The sequence below is a fragment of the Streptomyces sp. NPDC060000 genome, from assembly GCF_042737375.1.
Classification (GTDB): domain Bacteria; phylum Actinomycetota; class Actinomycetes; order Streptomycetales; family Streptomycetaceae; genus Streptomyces.
This window is the reverse complement of the sequence record NZ_JBHWUU010000088.1, coordinates 12,063-33,577: the sequence shown is the minus strand read 5'-3', so window position 1 is coordinate 33,577 and position 21,515 is coordinate 12,063. Positions and strand designations below refer to the sequence as shown.

Sequence of the window (21,515 nt, the reverse complement as noted above, 5' to 3'; positions counted from 1 at the left end):
CGTTGTCACTCTTTTTGCACATCCGTCGAACTACCGTCCGGACGACGTGATCGACGGTCCCCCGGAGGCTACGGCTGAAGATGCCCAGCACCAGCACCAGCACCAGTACCTGTGACAGCGCCCGCACCCTCGACCCGCCCGTGAGCCGGACACCCGTGGGCGTCGAGATCATGACGGGCCAGGAGACGCCCGCCCGGCTGCCGGGGGAGGCGTCGCCGCACCCCGCGCACCGGCTTCTCGCCCGTGACGCCGGGGAGTACCTCTTCGTCGGTCTGCGGGGCGGCGGCCGACCGGTCACCTCTCCGCACGAGCCGCACGAGCCGCTCGACGCCACCGCGCCCCACGAGCCGTTCGATGCCCCCGGCCTGCCGCTGGCGCCCGGGGACGTCTGCTTCTACGACGTCCACCGCGTTCCCGCGCTCGACTTCCGCGAGCCGTTCCGGGCGACGACGTTCCTCCTCCCGGCCGACCTGCTCGGCCTGGCGGACTCCGACGTGGGGCGGATCGCGCGGACGCCGGTCGCCCGCTCCTCCCGGCTCGGCACCCTGCTGTCGCCGCTGCTGTCCGACCTGGCCCGGGCCACGGCCGAGGCGCGGCCCCCGGTGGGCGAGATGCTCGCCTGGAACGCGGTGAACCTGCTGGCCACCCTCGCCGCCGAGCAGTTGGGCACAGCGGCACCCGGCACGACCGGAGCACCCGGAACGCCCGCAGCCCCGGGGGAACCCGGAACGCAGGGGGCTCCCGGGACGCCGGACTCATCCGGCGCGCGGTCCCCGGTGCTGGGGCGCATCCTGGAGTACGTCGAACTGCACCTGACCGACCCGGACCTGTCCCCGGAGACCATCGCCCGGGCCCACCACATCTCCGTGCGGTATCTGCACAAGCTGTTCAGGGACGAGGGCACCACGGTGGGCCGGTGGATCCTGCGCCGCCGTCTCGAGGAGTGCCGACGCGACCTGATGCGCCACGGCCGTGGAAGCCGGACCATCGCGGCGGTGGCAGCCCGGTGGGGTTTCCTGAGCGCCACGCATTTCAGCCGGGTCTTCAGGTCCGCCTACGGCATGTCCCCGCGCGAATGGCGGGACACCGCCGGGCGCGGCGCGCGGACCGGACCTCGTTGATCGTGGGGACCCCAATGTGTCAGGGGAAGGAATTGAACCGTTCGCCACCGGACTGCCTACGAATTCAGCACGAGTTCGCGTGAATGACTACGCGTGAATGACTTCGCGTGAACGACACGAGGGAATTCCACCGGTGCGCCGGTTTGCGAGACCCGTGTTCTGTGCACTGTGAGCACAGCGTCCGTGCACGGGTGGACACATTCCGACCGCGGGGCGGATTTAGCGTGACGGGGCAAGACAGCGCACATCGATAGCAGCAGGAGATGCCATGTCCGACGTCGTCGAACCGGTCACGCCGGTGCTCGAACCGGAGGCCGCGGCGTTCGCCGAGGCGACCGCCAACCCGCCGTACCTCTTCGACCTGCCGCCGGCGGAAGGGCGTAAGGCCGTCGACGAGGTCCAGTCCGGGGAGATCCACAAGCCGGCGGTGGACGAGGAGTGGATCACCGTCTCCGGCGGGCCCACGGGCAGTGTCCGTGCCCGCATCGTCAAGCCGGCCGGCGCCGAGGGCACGCTGCCGGTGATTCTCTACATCCACGGCGCGGGCTGGGTGTTCGGCAACGCGCACACCCACGACCGGCTGGTGCGTGAGCTGGCCGTCGGTGCCGAGGCGGCGGTCGTCTTCCCCGAGTACGACCTCTCGCCCGAGGCCCGTTACCCGGTCGCCATCGAGCAGAACTTCGCGGTCGCCCGGTGGATCGTCGAGCAGGGGGCGTCCAAGGGTCTGGACGCCGGCCGGCTGGCCGTCGCCGGTGACTCCGTCGGCGGCAACATGACCGCGGCCCTCACGCTGATGGCCAAGGAGCGCGGTGGTGTCCCGCTGGTGCAGCAGGTGCTGTTCTACCCGGTCACCGACGCGAGCTTCGACACCGGTTCGTACCACCAGTTCGCGACCGGCTACTTCCTGCGCCGCGACGGCATGCAGTGGTTCTGGGACCAGTACACGACCGACGAGGCCGAGCGTGCCCAGATCACGGCGTCTCCGCTGCGCGCCACCACCGAGCAGCTCAAGGACCTGCCCCCGGCCCTGGTCATCACCGGCGAGGCCGACGTGCTGCGCGACGAGGGCGAGGCCTACGCCAACAAGCTGCGCGAGGCCGGCGTCCCGGTCACCGCGGTGCGCTTCCAGGGCATCATCCACGACTTCGTGATGCTCAACGCCCTGCGTTCGACCTACGCCGCCGAGGCCGCCATCACGCTGGCCGTGGGCACCCTGCGCGACGCCCTGCACGCCTGACCTCCGGGAGAAGCACCGTCATGACCACCACCCCCACCGTCGTCCTCGTCCACGGAGCGTTCGCGGACGCGGCCAGCTGGTCCGGCGTCATCGCCGAACTCCAGGGCCACGACATACCCGTGATCGCCCCGCCGAACCCGCTGCGCGGCCTCGCCTCCGACGCCGCGTACGTGGCCTCCGTGGCCGCCCAGATCGACGGCCCCGTGATCCTCGTCGGCCACTCCTACGGCGGCGCCCTCATCACCGTGGCCGGCACCACGGAGAACGTCGTCGGCCTCGTCTACGTGGCCGCGTACGCCCTGGAGGAGGGCGAGAGCCTCGGCCAGCTCCAGGGTCGCTTCCCGCTCTCGTCACTGGTCAGCAACCTCAAGGAGTGGACGTACCCGGTGCCGGGCGGCGACCCGGCCGTCGAGGTCACCATCGCCGAGGACGCCTTCCCTTCGGTGTTCGCCGCCGACCTGCCCGCGGGCGTCACCAAGATCCTCGCCGCCGCCCAGCGTCCGCTGGCCGCCGCCGCGTTCGAGGAGACCGCCGCCGCTGCCGCCTGGCACACCAAGCCGTCCTGGGCGCTGATCGCCGGCGCGGACGAGGCCATCAACCCCGAGGTGGAGCGCTTCGGCGCCAAGCGGGCCGGGGCGACGGTCGTCGAGCTCGACGGTGCCTCGCACGCCGTCGCGGTGTCCCAGCCGAAGGCGGTCGCGGACCTGATCCTGGACGCGGTCCGCGCGACGGGCTGACGCCCACCGAGCTCGGCCGCGCGGACGAGACCCCTGTACTCGTCCGCGCGGGCCCGCCCGTCACCAGGTCACCGGCGGGTGCCTGGTAATTCGGCGCCGGAAGCCCGACACCGGCCCCGTTCCTGACCCACCTCGCCCCGGACCGGCCCGTGTGCGCGGGCCGTCAGCGGCTCCGCGCGCGTCGTACGAGGTCGGCGGCGGCCTGCGGCCACTCGGGGCGGTCGAAGGCGAAGCCCGCGTCGAGCAGACGGCCGGGGACGACGCGCCGGCTCTTGAGGAGCAGTTCGGTGTCCGAGCGCAGGGCGAAGGCGCCGAGTCCGGCCATCCACTTCGTCGCCGGCAGGCCCACCGGCACACCCCACGCACCGCGCAGCGCGCGCATGAAGGCCCGGTGGGGGAGGGGGGCGGGGGCGGACAGGTTCACCGGCCCGGCGAGGTCGTCCCGGTCGACGAGGAACCCGACCGCGCGGACGAAGTCGTCGTCGTGGATCCAGGACACGTACTGACGGCCACCCGCGACCGGGCCGCCGAGGCCGAGGCGGGTGAGCCGCGACAGGACGTCGAACACCCCGCCCCGGTCCGGGCTCATCACCATCGCGGCCCGCAGGGCCACCTTGCGGGTGCGCGGGGTGTCGGCGTTCTCCTGCTCGCGCTCCCAGGCGGTCGCGATGTCCACGCTGTGGCGCCAGTAGTCGGGGACGCCCGGTTCGGCTCCGCCGGTCATGCCGGTGGCCTCGTCGTTGGGGGCGTCGAACCGGTGGGCGTAGACGGTGGCGGTGCTCATCTGGAGCCAGACCCGCGGGGGCCGCGCGGCGGCGGCGATCGCCCGGCCCACGACCCGGGCCGAGTCCACCCGTGAGTCCATCATGGCCCGCAGGTTGTCCGGTGTGTAGCGGCAGCTGACGCTGCGGCCGGCCAGGTTGACGACTACGTCACTGCCGTCGACCGCCTGGGTCCAGGGGCCGGGGGTGCGGCCGTCCCACAGGATCTCGCCATGGCCCGTGGGCCGCCTGCTCAGCACCACGACCTCGTGCCCGGCCGCGGTCAGCGCGCGGCGCAGCACGGTCCCCACCTGCCCGGTCCCGCCGGGTAGCACGATCTTCACGAGTAGGGTCCCCTCCCTGTCGGAAGGAGACCCTACTACTATTTTGAACGCGTTCAAAATGCTTCCGACGGGTCCTTCGGTCTTAGCTGCCGTGCACCTCCAGCGCGGCCCGGACCCCCGACTCCAGCGCGCCCTCGATCCACGACGGCTTGACCGAGGTGTGGTCGCCCGCGAAGCGCAGCGGGCCCTCGGCGGAGCGGATGGCGCTCAGCAGTTCCGTGTGCTGGCCGGGGAGCAGAACGGACGCCTCCCCGTAGGCATACGGGTCACGCAGCCAGCTCTGGGTGCGGCCCACGCCCGTGTAGAAGACCTCGACACGCCGGCCGTAGACCTGCTGGAGCCCGCGCAGGGCGTGCGGGTAGCGCGCGTCGTCGTCGAGGGAGTCCCAGCGGGAGGCGTCGTCGGCCCAGCTGTAGGAGGCCAGGACGACACCGCCCGCGCTGCCGGCGACCGGATGGGACGGGTTGATCATGAACCTGTTGGAGTTGTCGGAGACCGAGCCCCCGCCGACGATGTGCGCCGCCTCCGGCTGGTCCCGGCCGGCCCACCGGTTGGCGGCGTAGTGCACGCGCTGTCCCGCGGTGATGTGTCCGGGCGGCACGGACGGATGCCCGCCGAGCAGGCTCCCGTCGACCGGTGCCCGGCCCGACCGGTAGTCCTCGTACAGCCCCGGCCGTACGGCGTCGAGTTCCCGCTTCCAGTCCGCCTCGTCGAACTCCCACCAGCGGCGGCTGAACTCCAGCAGCACCTTGGTCGCGCTGTCGTAGTGCAGCTCCGCGACGGAACGCCGCTTCCTGTACGACATCAGCGGACTGACCTGCACCTGGCGCAGCCCCGAGAACGGCACCGTGACGATCGCGAGGTCGGCGGTGAACTCCTCGCGCACGACCTTGCCGCCGCGTCCCTCGGAGACGGTGTCGATCCATACGTGCGGCCCGTCGGCGCGCACGTGCGAGGTGTTGTCGTCGCCCTGCCGGTCCGGCGCCCAGTACTCGATGTGCGTCGCGCGCCGGTCGAGCCGCAACACGTCGGAGACCTGCTTCAGCAGCGCGTCCGGGAGCGTCGCCGTGCCGCCGATCAGCTCCCAGAACTCGGTGTCCGGGCTGATGAGCGAGGCGCTGATGAAGCTGTGGATGAAGGACAGCGGGAGCCGGGAGGTGAGGTTCTCCAGGGTGCCGACCAGGTCGAGCGTCCGCTCGTCGAGGCCCGCCTCCTCGGTCAGGAACCGGTACATCGACCAGTCCCCGAACCGCTGCACGACCCGCGCCCAGCCCCGCACCCGCTCCGGCAGCGGCTTGTCCACCCGTTTGCCGTCGGCCCCACGGGTGCTGAACTCGTCGCGTACCGGGTCCAGGGCCTCCCGCAGGATGGTCGCGGACGGGGTGTCCCAGTACTTTTGCGGCACTCCGAAGGACCGGTTGACCCGGCGCGGCGACTTCGCGTAGGCGGAGCGGCGCACCCGGACGCCGTTGACGTGCAGCCAGGCGTTGTTGACGGGCTTGCCGTTCGCGTCGACGTCCACGAGGTGGAACCGGCGTTTCTTGACGCCCAGTTGGCTGATCAGCCCCATGACCAGCGGATGACTGCCGGGGATCCGCATGGCGCCCGCCTCCGCGTACTGGCGTGCGTCGGCGAACGCCTGCGCCGCCTGCTCGTGCCCGCCGGTGCGGAACGTCTTGACGCGGCCGCCGACCCGGTTGCCGTTGGCCTCCACGAGCGTGACGTGATGCCCGGCCCGCTTCAGCAGCCAGGCGGCCACCAGCCCGGCGGGCCCGGCGCCGATCACGAGGACCTTCTTCCCGGCCCCGGTCCTGGCGCGGGGCAGACCCTCCGCGAGGACCTTCTCGTACAGCGGCACGAGCGGCCGGTCGTGCTCGTCCACCACCAGCAGCGCCCGGGCGACCGTGAGGCAAGCCGCCCAGTCGGCGGTGGACCTGGGCGCGGAATCGGGTTGCCGGGGGAGGGCCGCGGCCGGGGCGGCGACCGCGAGGGCGGCGGTCGTCGCCGTGGCCGCGGTGGCGGCCGTGAACCGTCGGCGGGAGAGCCGGACGGCGTCTACAGAAGTGGAAGGATTGTCCATGTGTCCTGGATACGGGCAGGACGCAGGTGCGCGGACGCGCTCCGGTGGATCATCACCTGTATGTGCGAGCGCACCGGCGGGGGAGTGCTCCCGCAGTGCCTCCGGCGCAACTGATGGGCGGGCGTGGGGGGTTTGCGCCGCCCACCGGCCCGTCGTCTATCAGGTCAAGCGTCCCGGACCCTTGACTCGGTGGGGGATCCGGCTCGATCCTCATCGCACTATCTTGCGTCGGTCATGACAATCTCATGGGCAGTCAAAGAGCCCCCGTCGACCGCGCCTTCCCGCCGACCGAGGGACGTGGGCTGTGACCATGACCGGACGCCCGTACCGCAGACGCCGGGATGTCACCGTCGTCTCCCTGCTGCTCCTCGTCCTCGCCGCGGTCCTCGGCCCCACGCCGAGCTCGGCGGCCGGCGGGGACTGGTGGACGCCGACGGCCAGGCCGAACCCCGACTCCGGGATCAATGTCACCGGCGAGCCGTTCACCGGTACCGACTCGGCGGGCGACGTACGCGGGTTCGTCGACGCGCACAACCACCTGTTCTCCAACGAGGCCTTCGGCGGGCGGCTCATCTGCGGCAAGGTGTTCTCCGAAGCCGGCGTCGCCGACGCGCTCAAGGACTGTCCCGAGCACTACCCCGACGGCACGCTCGCGCTCTTCGACTACATCACCCACGGCGGTGACGGCAAGCACGACCCGGTCGGCTGGCCGACCTTCAAGGACTGGCCGGCCTACGACTCGATGACCCATCAGGCGAACTACTACGCCTGGGTCGAGCGGGCCTGGCGCGGCGGTCAGCGGGTGCTCGTCAACGACCTCGTCACCAACGGCATGATCTGCTCCGTCTACCCCTTCAAGGACCGCAGTTGTGACGAGATGACCTCGATCCGCCTCCAGGCGAAGCTGGCGTACGACCTCCAGGCATACATCGACAAGATGTACGGCGGCACCGGCAAGGGCTGGTTCCGGATCGTCCTCGACAGCGCGCAGGCGCGTGACGTCATCAAGCAGGGCAAACTGGCGGTCGTCCTCGGTGTCGAGACCTCCGAGCCGTTCGGCTGCAAGCAGATCCTCGACATCGCGCAGTGCAGCCAGCAGGACATCGACAAGGGGCTGGACGAGCTGTACGCGCTGGGCGTGCGCAGCATGTTCCTGTGCCACAAGTTCGACAACGCGCTGTGCGGCGTCCGCTTCGACGAGGGCGGCCTCGGCACGGCCATCAACGTCGGCCAGTTCCTGTCGACCGGCACCTTCTGGCAGACCGAGAAGTGCACCGGACCACAGCACGACAACCCCGTCGGCACCGCCGCCTCCGAGGCGGAGTCGGACCTGCCCGCGGGCACCGAGGTCCCCTCGTACGACGCGAACGCCCAGTGCAACACCCGGGGGCTCACCGACCTCGGCGAGTACGCCGTACGCGGCATGATGAAGCGCAAGATGATGCTGGAGATCGACCACATGAGCGTCAAGGCGGTCGGCCAGGCGCTCGACATCCTCGAGGCCGCCTCCTACCCCGGCGTCATCTCCTCGCACAGCTGGATGGACATCGACTGGACCGAGCGGGTCTACGCGCTCGGCGGCTTCGTCGCCCAGTACATGCACGGTTCCCAGGCCTTCGCCACGGAGGCGAAGCGCACCGACGCGCTGCGCGACAAGTACGGCGTGGGATACGGCTTCGGCACCGACTTCAACGGCATCGGCGACCACCCCGCACCGCGCGGCGCCGACGCCGCCGACAAGGTCACCTACCCCTTCAGGAGCGTCGACGGCGGCTCGGTCATCGACCGGCAGACCGTCGGTCAGCGCACCTTCGACTTCAACACCGACGGCGGCGCCGACGTCGGCCTGATCCCCGACTGGATCGAGGACATCCGGCTCGTCGGCGGCCAGGACGTGGTGAACGACCTCTTCCGGGGCGCCGAGTCCTACCTCGACACCTGGGGCGCCTCCGAGCAGCACCAGTCCTCCGTCAACCTCGCCAAGGGGCGGACCGGTACGGCCAGTTCCTCCGAGTCCAACCCGTTCACCAGCTACCAGCCCGGCCGGGCCGCGGACGGCGACGACTCCACCCGCTGGGCCAGTGACTGGAGCGACGACCAGTGGTGGCAGGTCGACCTGGGCTCCACCCACCTGGTCTCCCGCGTCACCCTCGACTGGGAGCGCGCGTACGGGAGGTCGTACCGCGTCGAACTCTCCACCGACGGCACCACCTGGACGACCGCGTGGTCCACCACCTCCGGCGACGGCGGCCTGGACACGGCCAGGTTCACCGGCACCCCGGCCCGCTACGTCCGGGTGCACGGCCTGGACCGGGGCACGGATTGGGGATACTCGCTGTACGAGGTGGGAGTCCACAGCGCCTGACAGGCAGTCACGGGGGAACGCACATGGCACGGATGCCGTCGGCGCAGCGGCGCCGGCAGCTGACCGAAGCGGCGATCAGGGCGATGGCCAGGGACGGCGTCCCCAGGACGACCACCCGGTCCATCGCCGCCGAGGCCGGGGTGTCCCTCAGCGTCTTCCACTACTGCTTCGACTCCAAGCAGGCACTCGTGGAGTCCGTCATCACGACGCTCACCGACCACTCGGTGAGCGTCGTGAAGGACGCGCTGCGCCCCAGGGCCACCCTGGAGGAGACCGTCCGGGCCGGCTTCCAGGCCTACTGGGACCACGTCCGCGCGCATCCCGACGAGCACATGCTGACCTACGAACTCACCCAGTACGCCCTGCGCGAGCCGGGGTTCGGTCAACTGGCCCGACGGCAGTACGAGATGTACGGCGACGCCTACACGGAACTCATCGAGCAGCTCCGCAGCGGCATGGACCTGCGGCTCCGCGTCCCCGTGTCCGTACTGGCCCGCTATCTGGCCGCCATGACCGACGGCCTGACCCTCAACTACCTCGTGCTCGGCGACGCGGGCGCCTGGACCGACATCCTGGACACGGTCACCGCCCACATCGCCGGGCTGGTCATGGCCGACGCCCCCTGAGAAGCGCCCCCTGCCCCTGCGGTCACAGGGTCCGGGCGATGAGCAGGGCGACGTCGTCATGGTCGTCGGGGTGGCGCAGGCCGTACAGCAGCAGGTCGCAGATCTCCTCGAGGGGACGGCCGGGCTCGTCCAGGAAGGTGAGCAGGACGGCCAGACGGTCGTCGATGGGGTGCTGGCGGGTCTCCACGAGGCCGTCCGTGTACAGGACCAGCAGGTCAGCGGGGTCGAGTTCGACCGTGGTGGTCTCGAAGGCGACACCGCCGACGCCGAGCGGGGCGCCGGTGGGCAGCTCCAGCAGCGTGGGGTCATGGCCGGGACCGGCCAGCGCGGGCGGCATATGGCCCGCGTTGGCGACACGGCACTGCCTGGTCCGGGGGTCGTACACCGCGTACAGACAGGTCACGATGTAGTGCTCCAGATCGCAGGTGATCTTGTCCAGGTGCCGCAGCACGGCGCCGGGGTCGAGGTCGAGATCCGCGTAGGCGCAGGTGGCGGTGCGCAGCCGGCCCATGGTGGCGGCGGCGTCGATGCCGTTGCCCATGACGTCCCCGACGACCAGGGCGGTCTTGTCGGCGGTCAGCGGAATGACGTCGTACCAGTCGCCGCCGACCTCACTGGTCGCCTGCGCGGGCTGGTAACGGGAGGCGACCTCCAGACCGGGGTGATGGGCCGCGTGGTCGGGCAGCAGACTGCGCTGGAGGGTGAGGGCGGTGTTGCGCACGCTCTCGAACCAGCGGGCGTTGTCGATGGCCACGGCGGCGCGGCCGGCCAGCTCACCGGCCAGGATGACATCGTCCTCGTCGAACGGGAGCGGGTTGCGGGTCCGCTTGAGGTCGAGGGCGCCGAGCACCTCGCCGTGGGCGATCAACGGCACGGCGAGATAGGAGTGGACGCCGGCCCGGGCCAGCAGCGCTCCGGCCTCGGCGTCCCGGGCGATGCGGGGGATGTCCTGCTCGCCGACGTGCCGCACCAGGACCGGCCGGCCGGTGTGCACGCACAGGGTGACCAGGCGGTCGCCGTCGTAGGCCGCGACGTCACCGGGGGCGTCGGCGGCGCGCAGCGCCACGGTGGGGTGGGCCGCCTTCAGCGCGAGGGCGCGAAAGAGCTCGGGGCCGTTGTCCGGTCTGCGTGAGCGGCGGCAGGCCAGCGCCGAGTCCAGGATGTCCACGGCGACCACGTCGGCGAGCTGGGGGACGGCGATCTCGGCCAGTTCGTGGGCGGTCCGGTCCACCTCCAGCGTGGTGCCGACACGGGTGGAGGCCTCGGCGATGAGGGCGAGCCGCCGCCGGGCCCGGTCGGCCTCCGCGGCGGCGCGGTGCCGTTCGGTGACGTCGACGACCGAGGCGGCCGCGCCCAGCACCCGCCCGCCGGGGTCCTCCAGGCGGTAGAACGACAGGGACCAGGCGTGCTCGTGGTCGGGGTCGGTCGGCGGGCGGCCCACGTGGTACTGGTCGAGCAGCGGCGTGCCCGTGGTGAGCACCTGCCGCAGGGCGGACTCGATGGTGTCGATGTCGGGCAGCAGCCTCGCCTCCCTCAGGCGGCGGCCGGCATGTTCCTCGGCGGGAATGCCGTCGATGCGTTCGAGCGCCGGGTTGACCAGCAGGTAGCGCAGGTCCGGGTCCAGGAGGGCCAGGCCGATCGGGGACTGGTTGATCAGCCGTTCGCACAGCGCCAGATCGGTCTCGACGCGCTGGAGCAGATTGTGGTCGGCGGCGATGCCCAGGGCGTAGACGTCCCCGAGATCGTCCTGGAGACGCATGTTGCGGAACTCCATCAGACGGCTGCTGCCGTCCTTGTGCCGGATGGGAAAGGCGCCGGCCCAGCTCCGGCCGGTCTCCAGCACCTCCGTGAACAGCCTCACCACGGACTGGAGGTGCTCGGGGTGGATCAGCAGCCGCGCCGCGTACCTGCCGAGGGCCTCCCGCGCGGTGTAGCCGAAGAGATCCTCCGCCTGGGGGGTCCAGAACACGATGCGTCCGTCGGCGTCGACGACCATCGCCGACACGCTCAGCACGTCCAGCAGGCCGGTGGGCGCGGGCGTTTCGGGACGGTACGCGTTCCCGGCCGGCCGGATGGGTTCGGCTGTCATCGGGGGCCTCCTCCTGTACCTCCATGCTGCCCCCGGTCCGGCGAGTCCGGAAGCCGGGCGGGCTTCGAGGCGGGGCGACGGCGCCGTGCACGTCGGGCGGACAAGCAGGAACATGGTCGTGTAAAGGACGGCAGCCATGGACTCTGCGCGAGAAGCTTCCGACGCCCCCGCGCCCGCAGGACCGCGCGATCTCCTCGACGCGTCCACCGACGCGGCGGCGATCGTGTCCGCGGACGGCGTCGTGATCGGCTGGACGCGCGGCGCGGAAGCACTGCTCGGCCGCCCGGCGGCGGAGGTGGTCGGCAAGTCGGCCGCGGAGCTGGTGGCGATGGACCGGGACCCGGCGCGGGTGGCCGGCGTCGCGGAGCGCTGCCGCACCGGCATGGGGTGGAGCGGTCTCATCGCCGTACGCCACCACGACGGCCGCCCGGTCGACGTCGACCTCCGGGTCTCCGCGTCCTTCCGGATCGGCGACGACGAGTGCTTTCTGCTCTCGGCACGCGGGCAGAGCCGGCAGTGGACGCTGGGCCAGTCCGTCCTCGACGGGTTCCTGACCCGCTCCCCGGTCGGGATGGCGGTGATGGATCTCCAACTGCGCTACGTGTGGCTGAACGACACGCTGGAACGATTCGGCGGTGTGCCCCGGGAACAGCGGATCGGGCGCCGGCTGAGCGATCTGCTGCCCGGGTTGCAGGCGGACGCCCTCGAGAAGCTGATGTGCAAGGTGCTGAAGACCGGAGCACCGGTCACCGACCACGAGTACCTGGGATGGAGCTGGGCCGACCCGCACCGCCGGCACGCCTACTCCACCTCGTTCTTCCCCCTGGTGGGTGACGACGGCTCGGTCACCGGGATCTGCTACATGGTCCAGGACGTCACCGAGCGGTGGGCCGTGCGTCAGCTGCTGTCGCTGGTCAACGAGGCCGGGACGCGCGTCGGCACGACCCTGGACGTGATGCGCACGGCTCAGGAACTCGCCGACTTCGCCGTTCCCCGCTTCGCGGACTTCGTCATCGTCGACCTGCTGGAGCCGGTGCTCAGCACCGAAGGACACGGCGCGTGGCTGACCGACGCGGGGCCGGCACCGGCGAGACCGGTGATGCGGCGCGCCGGACTGGCCTCGGTGCGCGAGGGCTGCCCGGAGGCCGTGGCACGGATCGGGGACCGGGTCGACTTCCTCCCCCCGCCGCACGACGCGAGCCTGCTCATCGACGGCGAACCGATCCTCATCCCCGTCCTCGATGCCTCCGACGACCTGTGGACCGCCGAGCCGGAGCGGACGGCGAGCATCCGCGCGTTCGGACTGCACTCCCTCATCTCCGTACCGATGCGCGCGCGCAACACCGCCCTGGGCCTCGCCACGTTCGTACGGTCCCTCAACCCCGTCTCGTTCCGGTCCGACGACGTCCTGCTGGCCCGGGAACTGGTGGCGCGGGCGGCGCTGTGCGTCGACAACGCCCGCCGCTACACCCGGGAGCACACGGCGGCGGTCACCCTCCAGCGCAGCCTGCTGCCCCACGCCCTCGCGGGCGGGACGGCGCTGGAAGTGGCCTCCTCCTATCTGCCGGCGGACCCCACGGACGGGGTGGGCGGCGACTGGTTCGACGTGATCCCGCTGTCCGGGGCCCGGGTGGGCCTCGTCGTCGGTGACGTGGTGGGGCACGGCATCGCCGCCGCGGCGACCATGGGCCGGCTGCGCACCGCGGTGCAGACCCTCGCCGACATGGAGATGCCCCCCGACGAGCTGCTGGCCCACCTCGACGACCTGGTGCTCCGGCTCAGCGCGGAACGGACCGACGGGCCGGCCGCCCAGCAGAGCGCCACCGCCTTCCTGGGGGCGACCTGCCTGTACGCCGTCTACGACCCGGTCACCAGGCGGTGCACCATGGCCCGGGCCGGGCACCCGCCGCCCGTCGTCGTCGCCCCCGACGGGCAGGTGTCCTTCCCGGAGCCCCCGGCCGGGCCCCCGCTGGGGCTCGGCGGGATGGCGTTCGAGGCCACCGAGATCGAGCTCGCCGAGAACAGTCTGATCGGCCTCTACACCGACGGCCTCGTCGAGACGGCCGACCGCGACATCGAGCAGGGCATGTCCCGGCTCGGTGAGGTGCTGGCGCGGTCCGACGCCGACCTGGCGACCCTGTGCACCTCGACCGTGCGGCAGCTCGTGCCCGTGCCCCAGCCCGACGACATCGCCCTGCTCCTGGCGCGCACCCACGCCCTGGGCGCCGACCGTGTCGTCTCCTGGGAGGTGCCCGTGGACCCGGCCGCCGTCGCCGATGTCCGGGCCCGCGCGACCCGCCAGGTACAGGCCTGGGGGCTGGGCGATCTGGCCATGACGTCCGAGCTCATCGTGAGCGAGCTGGTGACCAACGCCATCCGCTACGCCACACCCCCCATCCGGCTGCGGCTGCTCCTCGACGCACGCCTGACCTGCGAGGTCTCCGATGCCAGCAGTACGGCCCCACGGCTGCGACATGCCCGGATCATGGACGAGGGGGGCCGCGGCCTCTTTCTGGTGGCCCAGCTGGCCCATCGGTGGGGAGCCCGGTACACGGCCGACGGGAAGATCATCTGGGCCGAGCAGGAGATCCCGTAGCCGTCCGTTCGCACGCCGGGTGCGGTGAGGCCGACCCCCCGGAGAGTGCCGGCCGTAAGGGCCGCGTCAAAGGCGTGGATGTCCCCGTGAGGGACCTGTCAACGGCGGTCACCCGCGACGCCGATCCACCGTCCACCCCACCCCTCCGGAGGGCCCGGCCGGGCTCAGCCAGGCGCCGATGCCTGCGAGGGCGCCGTTCCCGTGGGCGGATTCGACGTCGGCGGCCAGGTCGGCGACGGTGACGGACCCGAGGGACTGCCGCCATGCCGCATCGGCGGAGGCCGTGGCACGGCTGATCGCACACGGTGCGGTGCAGGCCTCGGCGAGGCCGACGATGTTCTCGGCGGTCACAGCCTGGACACGGTCACCCTCACCGTGGAGGGCATCGGCACGCTGTCCCGGGCCCGCCACTGCCGCCGCTGAGGCAGTAGTACCGAAGAGATCCCTGCCGCGGCATCCGGCGTGGCCGCCGCCACCTCCCCCCGGGCGAGGAAGCCGTCGGGCCCGAGCCGCGCGCTCGTGTGGCCGGGCCACACCCTTCCGGGGGGTCGGCCGGACGTTGGGGCCCGGAATCGGGGTGGGGGTGGTGGCCCCACCACCACCCCCGGGGGTCGGGTGTGTGCCGGACAGCCCTCGTGGGAGCGGGAGCCGTTGGGGGAGGCTCTGCATGTAGTCACCGACCAAGGGGGAGGGCGAGGTCTCATGGGCCCGCAACTCGTGCAGTTCAAGCGCTCACACAGCGGCTCGGCCGGCCCGGACGCGGTGGGCCGTCTGTGCCAGGGGCTTTTCGACTCGCTGCCGCGGGCCGACCAGCGGCGCAAAGCCGAGCTGTATGTGCGGGGACTGCTGACGGCACGGGGGCGCAAGACCATGCGCAACATCGCCGCGCATGCCGGGATGCCGGCCGGTGAGCAGAGCCTGCACCACTTCATCTCCTGTTCCACCTGGGACTGGCGGCCCGTCCGCGAAGCGCTCGCGGCGCAGCTGGACGGGCTGCTGAATCTCCGGGCGTGGGTGGTCAAGCCCATGGTGATTCCCAAGTCGGGCATTCATTCGGTGGGCGTGGGGCGCAGCTTCGACGCGGAGTCGGGGCACATGGTCAACGGGCAGCAGGCGTTCGGCGCCTGGGCCGCCTCGGAGGAGGCGAGCGTGCCGGTGAACTGGGCTCTGCATCTGCCGGAGGAGACCACGCTGGCGGGCTGCGCGGCCCGTGCGGTGCTCGACGTCGCCGGTGCGCGCTCGCTGCGACCGCTGCCCGTGGTGGTGGACGCGGTCGACGGCGGCCCGGAGCTGCTGCCGCACCGGCTGGGGGCGGCCGGTGTGCCGTTCATGATGGCGGTCCCCGCCGCCACCTCCCTGTACGTGACCGACCCACAACTGCCCGGTTTGCACGGGGGGCTGGTGACGGCCGGGCGGGTGATGGACGCGGCGGGTCCGCTGCGCAGGCCGGTGCGGTACGAGGACCGGGCGAGCCGCTCCGTGGGGATCAGCTTTGTCGCCGCTCTCCAGGCGGAACTCCCGGATCCGGCCGGGCCGCGGACGGCCGGTGGCCGGGTCGCCTCCCGTCGGCCGCTGCTCCTGATCGGGGAGTGGGCGGAGGCCGGACGCCGGCCCGAGCGGTACTGGCTGACCGATCTGACGACTGCCCCGCCCGCGCTGCTGATGCGGCTGGCCCAACTGTCGCGCCGGATCGAGACAGGCGCGGTCAACACGGCGGACCGGGTCGGCATGCGGGACTTCGAGGGGCGCTCGTTCCAGGGCTGGCACCGCCATGTCACCCTCGCGTCGGCCGCGCAGGCCGCCCTGGCGACGCCGGTTCAGGCCGCGCAGTGGTGCGGTGCCGGACAGGCTCGGGGCCACGGTGTGCGCCCGGGGTTCGAGGGCGGGTACGACCGGATGGCCGGCTTCGCGGGGATCGGCGGAGGCGGCGTGCTCGCCGGGACGGCGCCCTTCGGTGGTGAGGGCGGCCACGCGATGCGCAGGCGCTCGGCGTGACCGGACCGCCCCTGGGACGACCGGCGCACGGACGAGGCGCACGGGGGTGAGCGGGCCGGGGCCTACGGCTGCTGGGTCGCCGGGTCCTCCGCGACGAGCGTGTCCCTGGTGCGGTGCAGCCGCAGGGCCAGCTGCACTTCGAGCGCGCGTGCCGGCTCCTGCCAGTCCTCGCCGAGCAGGGCGGTGATGCGCTCCAGCCGGCGCGAGACGGTGTTCGGATGGACGTGGAGTGACTCCGCCGCGTACGTGGGGCTGTTGCCCGACTCGAAGTACGCCTCGAGCGTCTGGACGAGGTTGGTGAACCGATGGGCGTCGTAGTCGATGACCGGACCGATGGTGTGGGTGATGTAGTCCGTCACGTTGCGGTGGTCGCCGAGCAGCAGGCCCAGGAAGCCGAGTTCCTTGGCGGAGGCCGTGGAGCCGCTGCCGCCGAGCGCGCTCAGAGCGCTGAGGCAGCGGACCGCCTCGGAGTAGGTCGGCTCGACCTCCTCGATGCGCAGGGTGGGGCCGGCGGCGCCGACGGTCACCGGGTGGCCGAGCAGCGGGGACAGTTCCTTGGAGATGCGGCGGGCGGTGGCGCCCGGGTCCTCGGACGGCAGCAGCAGGGTGAGACAGCCGCCGCGCACGCTGGACAGGCCGCCGCAGCGCAGCGCGTAGGACGCGGCCCAGACCACGGCGCGGCCCTGGGAGCCGCCTTCGGGACGGATGACCACGACGGCGTGCGGGCGTTCCAGGTCGATGCCGAGGCTGCGGGCGCGGTCGCGCAGTTGGGGCAGTGGGCGTTGCGGCGTGCTGAGCAGGGCCTCGAAGAACTCGTCGCGCACCTGGCTTTCGGCGACCGCGGTGTTGCGCTGCATCAGCAGCAGAACTCCCGTGGTTCCGGCGGCGAGCCGCAGCAGGCTCAGTTCGTTCTCCGTCAGTGGCTCGGCGGCGTGCAGCAGGAGACAGCCGAGCCGTTCGGCGCCGGCCGTCACCGGAGCGAGCCAGCCGGTGTCCGTCAACTGGATGGGTTCCCCGACCACTTGGGCCTCCAGTGTCGCCTCGGCGACCTGCGTGAGGCTGGCCTCGGGGAGGTCGCCGGTGGCGGCGAGGGTGCGGGTGCCGAGGTCGAGGATGGCGACCCCGCCGTCGAGGGCCTCCGCGGTCAGCGCGGTCAGCGCGGTGAGACCGGATCCGTCGAGGAGCAGGTCGATCATGCGGCCGTGGACTTCGTTGACGCGGTGGGCGGCTGTGAGGTCGGACTTGACCCTGGAGCCGTACTGCTCCAGAGCGGCGATGTCCGTGCGGGCCTGGCTGAGTACCCGGGTCTTCTCGATGGCCACGGTGGCGAGGTCGCCGAGCGAGGACATCAGCGCTATCTCGTCGGGGGTGAAGTGCCGGATGTTGCGGTCGGCCGAGTAGAGCACCCCGAAGGAGACGTCGCGGTGGCGCAGCGGAACCGCGAGGAGGGCGTGGATGCCTTCGGCGTGGACGACCTCGTCGATCACCGGATGGTGGGTGATGCGCTCGTCTGCCATGTAGTCGGGGGTCCAGAAGGGTGCGGCACCGTCCCGCGCGGCGCTGCCGAGGCCGGCCTGTCCCGGTACCCGGAATCCGACGGTCAGGGCGGTGGCGTGGCCGTCCGCGGTGCGTACGTAACTGTCGCCGGCTTCCTCGTCGTAGAAACTGATGTACGCCATGTCGAGGTTGAGCAGCAGACGGGCGCGCCGGGTGATGACTTTGAGCAGGGTGTCGAGGTCGTACGGCAGCGTCAGGTCGCGGGCGGTGTCGACGAGAGCGGAGAGCCCGGCCTCGCGCTGCTGGCGACGGCCCAGTTGGGTGCGCACCGTGAGGGCGAGGTCCAACGCCTCTTTGAGAGAGCTGATGGCGTCCTCACCGGCGCCCGCGCGACGGGCGGCACCGACGAGCTCGTCATAGGCGGCCGCGGGCGCTTCCCGGGCCAGGAGTTCGAGCACTGTGAGAGCACCGACATGGCTGGGGAGGGCGTCCAGTGTCAAGGCTCGTCCTCCGGGTCAGGAATGTTCGCGATGGACAGCGGTGCCTGAGAAGTGTAGGTGAGGTGTCAGATCATGGTCAATTGACAACTATCCGTATTCATTAGCGGATTGATGAACTCCGTATTGGGAGTTCTTTGTGACTGCTTGATTGTCTTTGTGAGTGGGGTAGTGGCCCCGGCACCGCTGGGGCCCCTCGGGTGTGTTGACAGCTCACCTTCCGCGCCCCGTATCCGCCGAAGCAGACTTCGAGGCATCGGGGCTCCCGAGCCCGTGGCGGAATTCATCAGGGGGGAACACAGTCATGCAGCAGAACCAACTTCTGGTCAGGTCGGCACCGCAGCAGTCCCAGGTCCGCGACTACGAGCGCTCACTGGCCCGCAGCGCCATGTCCCGCACCCGGGCGGACCGCCCGGACCGGTTCGAGCTGCGCGGCCGCACCTGGGATCTGCTCGACGACGTGTTCGCCCCCATCTATTCGCCCAGCACGGGCATCGCGCTCGACTTCCTCGGCTGGACCGAGACGGTCTCGGCCCCCCGGACCGGTTCCATGCTGGAGATCGGCTGCGGCACCGGAATGATCGCGGTGACCGGAGCGCTGGCCGGCTGCGACCGGGTGGTCGCCTCCGACATCAACCCGCAGGCCGTCGCCAACGCGGCGCGCAACGCCGCCCGGCACCAGGTGAGCGACCGGGTCGAGGCCGTGCACAGCGACCTCTTCGACGGGCTCGACCCCGCCGAGCGCTTCGACCTGATCTTCTGGAGTTCCAACTACGTGCTGGCCCCCGAGGACCACACCTACGGATCGGTGCACGACGTCGCGTACGTCGACGCCGGGTACGCGGCGCACCGGCGGTTCGTGGCCGAGGCCCAGCACCGACTGGCCCCGGGCGGCTCCGCGCTGCTGCACTTCAGCTCGCGCGGCGACCTGGGCGCCCTGCACGCGCTGGCCGCCGGTGCCGGGCGTGAACTGCGCACACTGCGCTCGGCCTTCGTGCAGGAGGGCGAGCATCCGGTCGAGCACCTGCTGCTCGAGATCGTCCCGGCCTGCTGAGCGAAGACCCCGCACCCTCCGCCCCCACACCCTGAAGCGAGGTCCCTGTGCGCACTCTTCTGGTCGACAACTACGACTCGTTCACCTACAACCTCTTCCACCAGATCGCCGAGGTCACCGGCCGGGACCCGGTGGTGCTGCGCAACGACGAGACGACCTGGCGGCCGGAGTTGCTGGACGGCTTCGACGCGGTCGTGATCTCGCCGGGCCCGGGCAACCCCGAGCGTGCGGCGGACTTCGGGATCTGCCGGGACATCCTGGCCCAGGCGGACCTGCCGCTGCTCGGGATCTGCCTGGGCCACCAGGGCCTGGCGCACGCACACGGGGGCCGGGTGGTGCGGGCGGCCGAACCCCGGCACGGTCGTACCTCGCCGGTGCTGCACGACGGGACGGGCCTGTTCGCGGGGCTGCCCTCGCCGTTCGAGGTCGTGCGCTACCACTCGCTGGCGGTCGCCGACCTGCCGGCCGAACTGGAGGTGACCGCGTGGAGTGACGACGGGGTGGTCATGGGTCTGCGTCATCTCGAACTACCGCGCTGGGGAGTGCAGTTCCACCCCGAGTCGATCTGCACCACCTACGGGCACGAGCTGATCCGGAACTTCCAGCGGCTGGTCGGGGAGCACCACGGCAAGCGGTTCGCAGCCAGTCGCCGATACGCTTCCGCGGGAGTTCCCGCGGTACCGCAGCAGTTGCCGACCCCGACCCCGACCCCGGCCCCGGCCCCGGTGCCCGGCGACCGCCGGAAGCTGCGCGTGCTCGCCGACTTCCTCACCACCGGCTGGGACGACGAAGTGGTGTTCGACGAGCTGTTCCGGGACGGGCCGCACGCGTTCTGGCTGGACAGCAGCCGTACCGACAGCGCCGGCCGGTTCTCCTTCCTCGGAGACGCACACGGGCCCCTCGCGCGGGTGGCGACCGCCGACGTCGCCAGCGGCACGGTCACCGTGTCCGATGCCGAAGGCGTCGCCGAACAACTCGTCGCCGAGCACTTCCTCGACTGGATAGACCGCGATCTGCGCTCCCACGACGTCCGCGTCCCCGACCTGCCCTTCGGCTTCGCGCTCGGCTGGGTCGGCTACCTCGGATACGAGCTCAAGGCGCAGTGCGGCGGAGACCTGGGCCATCGGGCCGGACAGCCCGACGCCGGCATGGTGTTCGCCGACCGGGCCGTCGTCCTCGACCACCACACCGGCACCACCTATCTGCTCGCCCTCGCCGAGTCCGGCGACGAGGAGACGGCCCGCGACTGGCTGCGGGACACCGCCGACCGGCTCCGTACCCTGGCCGGCCGCCGGCTAGCCGACCCCGAGCCGCAACCGCCCCTCACCGGGCTGCGGCTGCGCCACGACCGGGACCGCTACCTCGCGCTCATCGACGAGTGCCGTCAGGAGATCGCGGCCGGTGAGACCTACGAGGTGTGCCTGACCAACATGGCCGAGGCGGACGGGTCGCCCGACCCCTGGGAGACCTACCGGACGCTGCGCCGATCGCACCCGGCGCCGTTCGGCGCGCTGCTGCGGTTCGGCGACCTCTCGGTGCTCAGCACCTCCCCCGAGCGGTTCGTGCGCGTGGGGACCGACCGTGTCGCCGAATCCCGCCCCATCAAGGGCACCCGGCCACGCGGGGCGACCCGCGCCGAGGACACGGAGATCCGCCGTGAGCTGGCCGCGCACGAGAAGGACCGCGCCGAGAACCTGATGATCGTCGACCTGGTCCGCAACGACCTCGGCCGGTGCGCGCGCTCCGGCACCGTCGAGGCGGACGACATCTTCCGCGTCGAGACGTATGCGACCGTCCATCAACTGGTCAGCACCGTACGGGCCGAACTGCGCCCCGAGCTGTCCGCTGTCGACTGTGTGCGCGCGGCCTTCCCCGGCGGCTCCATGACCGGGGCGCCCAAACTGCGCACCATGCAGCTCATCGACCGCCTCGAAGCGGGACCGCGCGGTGTCTACTCGGGTGCCATCGGCTACTTCTCGCTCTCCGGCGCGGCCGATCTGAGCATCGTCATCCGTACGGTGGTGATGACCCCGGGGCGTGTCGGCTACGGGATCGGCGGCGCCGTCATCGCGCTGTCCGATCCGGCGGAGGAGTTCGAGGAGACCGCGGTCAAGGCGGCCCCGCTGCTGAGCCTCACCGAAGAGGGGTTCCCGGGCCGGGACGCGGACACCGGGCCGGAGCCGCAGCGGAGTCTGACCCCCGCGGCCCGCTGACCCGCACCCCCGCGACCGGCCCACCGACTGTGCTCCCCGACGCCCCGCGCGGCTCCGTGAACCCTCACCGGTCCACGGAACCGTACGGGGCGCGTCGTCTGCGCGGGGAGCGCTGTCCGTACGGGGCGCGTTGCCGGCACTCGGCGGTGTGCGACACGGGTCGCGCCGCGGGTGCGGGCCGTGTCTCCCGCGCGGCCCACGGCCCTGCGGCCCACGGCCCTGCGGCCCACGGCCCTGCGGCCCACGGCCCTGCGGCCCACGGCCCTGCGGCCCACGGCCCTGCGGCCCACGGCCCTGCGGCCC

14 protein-coding genes are annotated in these 21,515 nt (G+C 71.9%); 9 read left to right on the top strand and 5 right to left on the bottom strand.

The window, feature by feature from the left end:
* Positions 1-80: 80 nt before the first annotated feature.
* From ACFWBB_RS35245 to ACFWBB_RS35235, 3 genes are all read left to right on the top strand, one after another.
* Entirely contained in the window at positions 81-1,121 is a 1,041-nt protein-coding gene (locus tag ACFWBB_RS35245; RefSeq protein WP_385281003.1) for a helix-turn-helix transcriptional regulator, read from the top strand.
* 268 nt (positions 1,122-1,389) lie between these two features.
* Positions 1,390-2,358, top strand: a complete 969-nt coding sequence (locus ACFWBB_RS35240) for an alpha/beta hydrolase (RefSeq protein ID WP_385281000.1) — start codon at positions 1,390-1,392, stop codon at positions 2,356-2,358.
* Positions 2,359-2,378: 20 nt separating this feature from the next.
* Positions 2,379-3,095: an alpha/beta fold hydrolase gene (locus ACFWBB_RS35235; RefSeq protein WP_385280997.1), complete on the top strand. Its 717-nt coding sequence runs from the start codon at positions 2,379-2,381 to the stop codon at positions 3,093-3,095.
* 163 nt (positions 3,096-3,258) lie between these two features.
* On the opposite strand, the gene ACFWBB_RS35230 is transcribed toward ACFWBB_RS35235, so the two are convergent.
* Positions 3,259-4,200 carry a DUF1731 domain-containing protein gene (locus tag ACFWBB_RS35230; protein ID WP_385280995.1) on the bottom strand — a complete coding sequence of 314 codons (942 nt, stop codon included), beginning with the start codon at positions 4,198-4,200 and terminating at the stop codon, positions 3,259-3,261.
* Between the two features lie 82 nt (positions 4,201-4,282).
* Complete coding sequence (locus tag ACFWBB_RS35225) at positions 4,283-6,280, bottom strand: FAD-dependent oxidoreductase (protein ID WP_385280992.1); 1,998 nt, start codon at positions 6,278-6,280, stop codon at positions 4,283-4,285.
* 310 nt (positions 6,281-6,590) lie between these two features.
* On the opposite strand from ACFWBB_RS35225, the gene ACFWBB_RS35220 reads away from it, so the two are divergent.
* Together ACFWBB_RS35220 and ACFWBB_RS35215 are read left to right on the top strand one after the other, a co-directional pair.
* Positions 6,591-8,645: a discoidin domain-containing protein gene (locus tag ACFWBB_RS35220; protein WP_385280989.1), complete on the top strand. Its 2,055-nt coding sequence runs from the start codon at positions 6,591-6,593 to the stop codon at positions 8,643-8,645.
* Positions 8,646-8,668: 23 nt separating this feature from the next.
* A complete protein-coding gene (locus ACFWBB_RS35215; protein ID WP_385280986.1) occupies positions 8,669-9,271 on the top strand; it encodes a TetR/AcrR family transcriptional regulator in 603 nt (200 codons plus the stop codon).
* Positions 9,272-9,293: 22 nt separating this feature from the next.
* On the opposite strand, the gene ACFWBB_RS35210 is transcribed toward ACFWBB_RS35215, so the two are convergent.
* Positions 9,294-11,360, bottom strand: a complete 2,067-nt coding sequence (locus tag ACFWBB_RS35210) for a SpoIIE family protein phosphatase (protein WP_385280984.1) — start codon at positions 11,358-11,360, stop codon at positions 9,294-9,296.
* 136 nt (positions 11,361-11,496) lie between these two features.
* Here ACFWBB_RS35210 and ACFWBB_RS35205 point away from each other — a divergent pair, with 136 nt between their 5' ends.
* A complete protein-coding gene (locus ACFWBB_RS35205) occupies positions 11,497-13,956 on the top strand; it encodes a SpoIIE family protein phosphatase (protein WP_385280982.1) in 2,460 nt (819 codons plus the stop codon).
* Between the two features lie 108 nt (positions 13,957-14,064).
* Here ACFWBB_RS35205 and ACFWBB_RS35200 read toward each other — a convergent pair whose 3' ends face one another.
* On the bottom strand, positions 14,065-14,307 hold the full coding sequence (locus ACFWBB_RS35200) for a hypothetical protein (protein WP_385280979.1): 243 nt from the start codon (positions 14,305-14,307) through the stop codon (positions 14,065-14,067).
* A gap of 351 nt (positions 14,308-14,658) precedes the next feature.
* On the opposite strand from ACFWBB_RS35200, the gene ACFWBB_RS35195 reads away from it, so the two are divergent.
* On the top strand, positions 14,659-15,951 hold the full coding sequence (locus ACFWBB_RS35195; RefSeq protein WP_385280976.1) for an IS701 family transposase: 1,293 nt from the start codon (positions 14,659-14,661) through the stop codon (positions 15,949-15,951).
* Positions 15,952-16,013: 62 nt separating this feature from the next.
* Here the strand turns inward: ACFWBB_RS35195 and ACFWBB_RS35190 are convergent, their stop codons facing one another.
* Entirely contained in the window at positions 16,014-17,948 is a 1,935-nt protein-coding gene (locus ACFWBB_RS35190; RefSeq protein ID WP_385280974.1) for a helix-turn-helix domain-containing protein, read from the bottom strand.
* Between the two features lie 301 nt (positions 17,949-18,249).
* Here ACFWBB_RS35190 and ACFWBB_RS35185 point away from each other — a divergent pair, with 301 nt between their 5' ends.
* The gene (locus ACFWBB_RS35185; RefSeq protein WP_385280971.1) at positions 18,250-18,999 is read left to right on the top strand and encodes a methyltransferase domain-containing protein; all 750 of its coding nucleotides are present in this window, start codon (positions 18,250-18,252) and stop codon (positions 18,997-18,999) included.
* A 47-nt stretch (positions 19,000-19,046) separates the two neighbouring features.
* Positions 19,047-21,212: an aminodeoxychorismate synthase component I gene (gene pabB, locus ACFWBB_RS35180; protein ID WP_385280968.1), complete on the top strand. Its 2,166-nt coding sequence runs from the start codon at positions 19,047-19,049 to the stop codon at positions 21,210-21,212.
* Positions 21,213-21,515: the final 303 nt, after the last annotated feature.

What these genes read in the sequence shown, in the direction of transcription:
- ACFWBB_RS35245 (WP_385281003.1), top strand. Translation starts at nt 81, where the DNA reads ATGCCCAGCACCAGCACCAGCACCAGTACCTGTGACAGCGCCCGCACC.
- ACFWBB_RS35240 (WP_385281000.1), top strand. Translation starts at nt 1,390, where the DNA reads ATGTCCGACGTCGTCGAACCGGTCACGCCGGTGCTCGAACCGGAGGCC.
- ACFWBB_RS35235 (WP_385280997.1), top strand. Translation starts at nt 2,379, where the DNA reads ATGACCACCACCCCCACCGTCGTCCTCGTCCACGGAGCGTTCGCGGAC.
- ACFWBB_RS35225 (WP_385280992.1), bottom strand. Translation starts at nt 6,280, where the DNA reads ATGGACAATCCTTCCACTTCTGTAGACGCCGTCCGGCTCTCCCGCCGA.
- ACFWBB_RS35220 (WP_385280989.1), top strand. Translation starts at nt 6,591, where the DNA reads ATGACCGGACGCCCGTACCGCAGACGCCGGGATGTCACCGTCGTCTCC.
- ACFWBB_RS35215 (WP_385280986.1), top strand. Translation starts at nt 8,669, where the DNA reads ATGGCACGGATGCCGTCGGCGCAGCGGCGCCGGCAGCTGACCGAAGCG.
- ACFWBB_RS35210 (WP_385280984.1), bottom strand. Translation starts at nt 11,360, where the DNA reads ATGACAGCCGAACCCATCCGGCCGGCCGGGAACGCGTACCGTCCCGAA.
- ACFWBB_RS35205 (WP_385280982.1), top strand. Translation starts at nt 11,497, where the DNA reads ATGGACTCTGCGCGAGAAGCTTCCGACGCCCCCGCGCCCGCAGGACCG.
- ACFWBB_RS35195 (WP_385280976.1), top strand. Translation starts at nt 14,659, where the DNA reads ATGGGCCCGCAACTCGTGCAGTTCAAGCGCTCACACAGCGGCTCGGCC.
- ACFWBB_RS35185 (WP_385280971.1), top strand. Translation starts at nt 18,250, where the DNA reads ATGCAGCAGAACCAACTTCTGGTCAGGTCGGCACCGCAGCAGTCCCAG.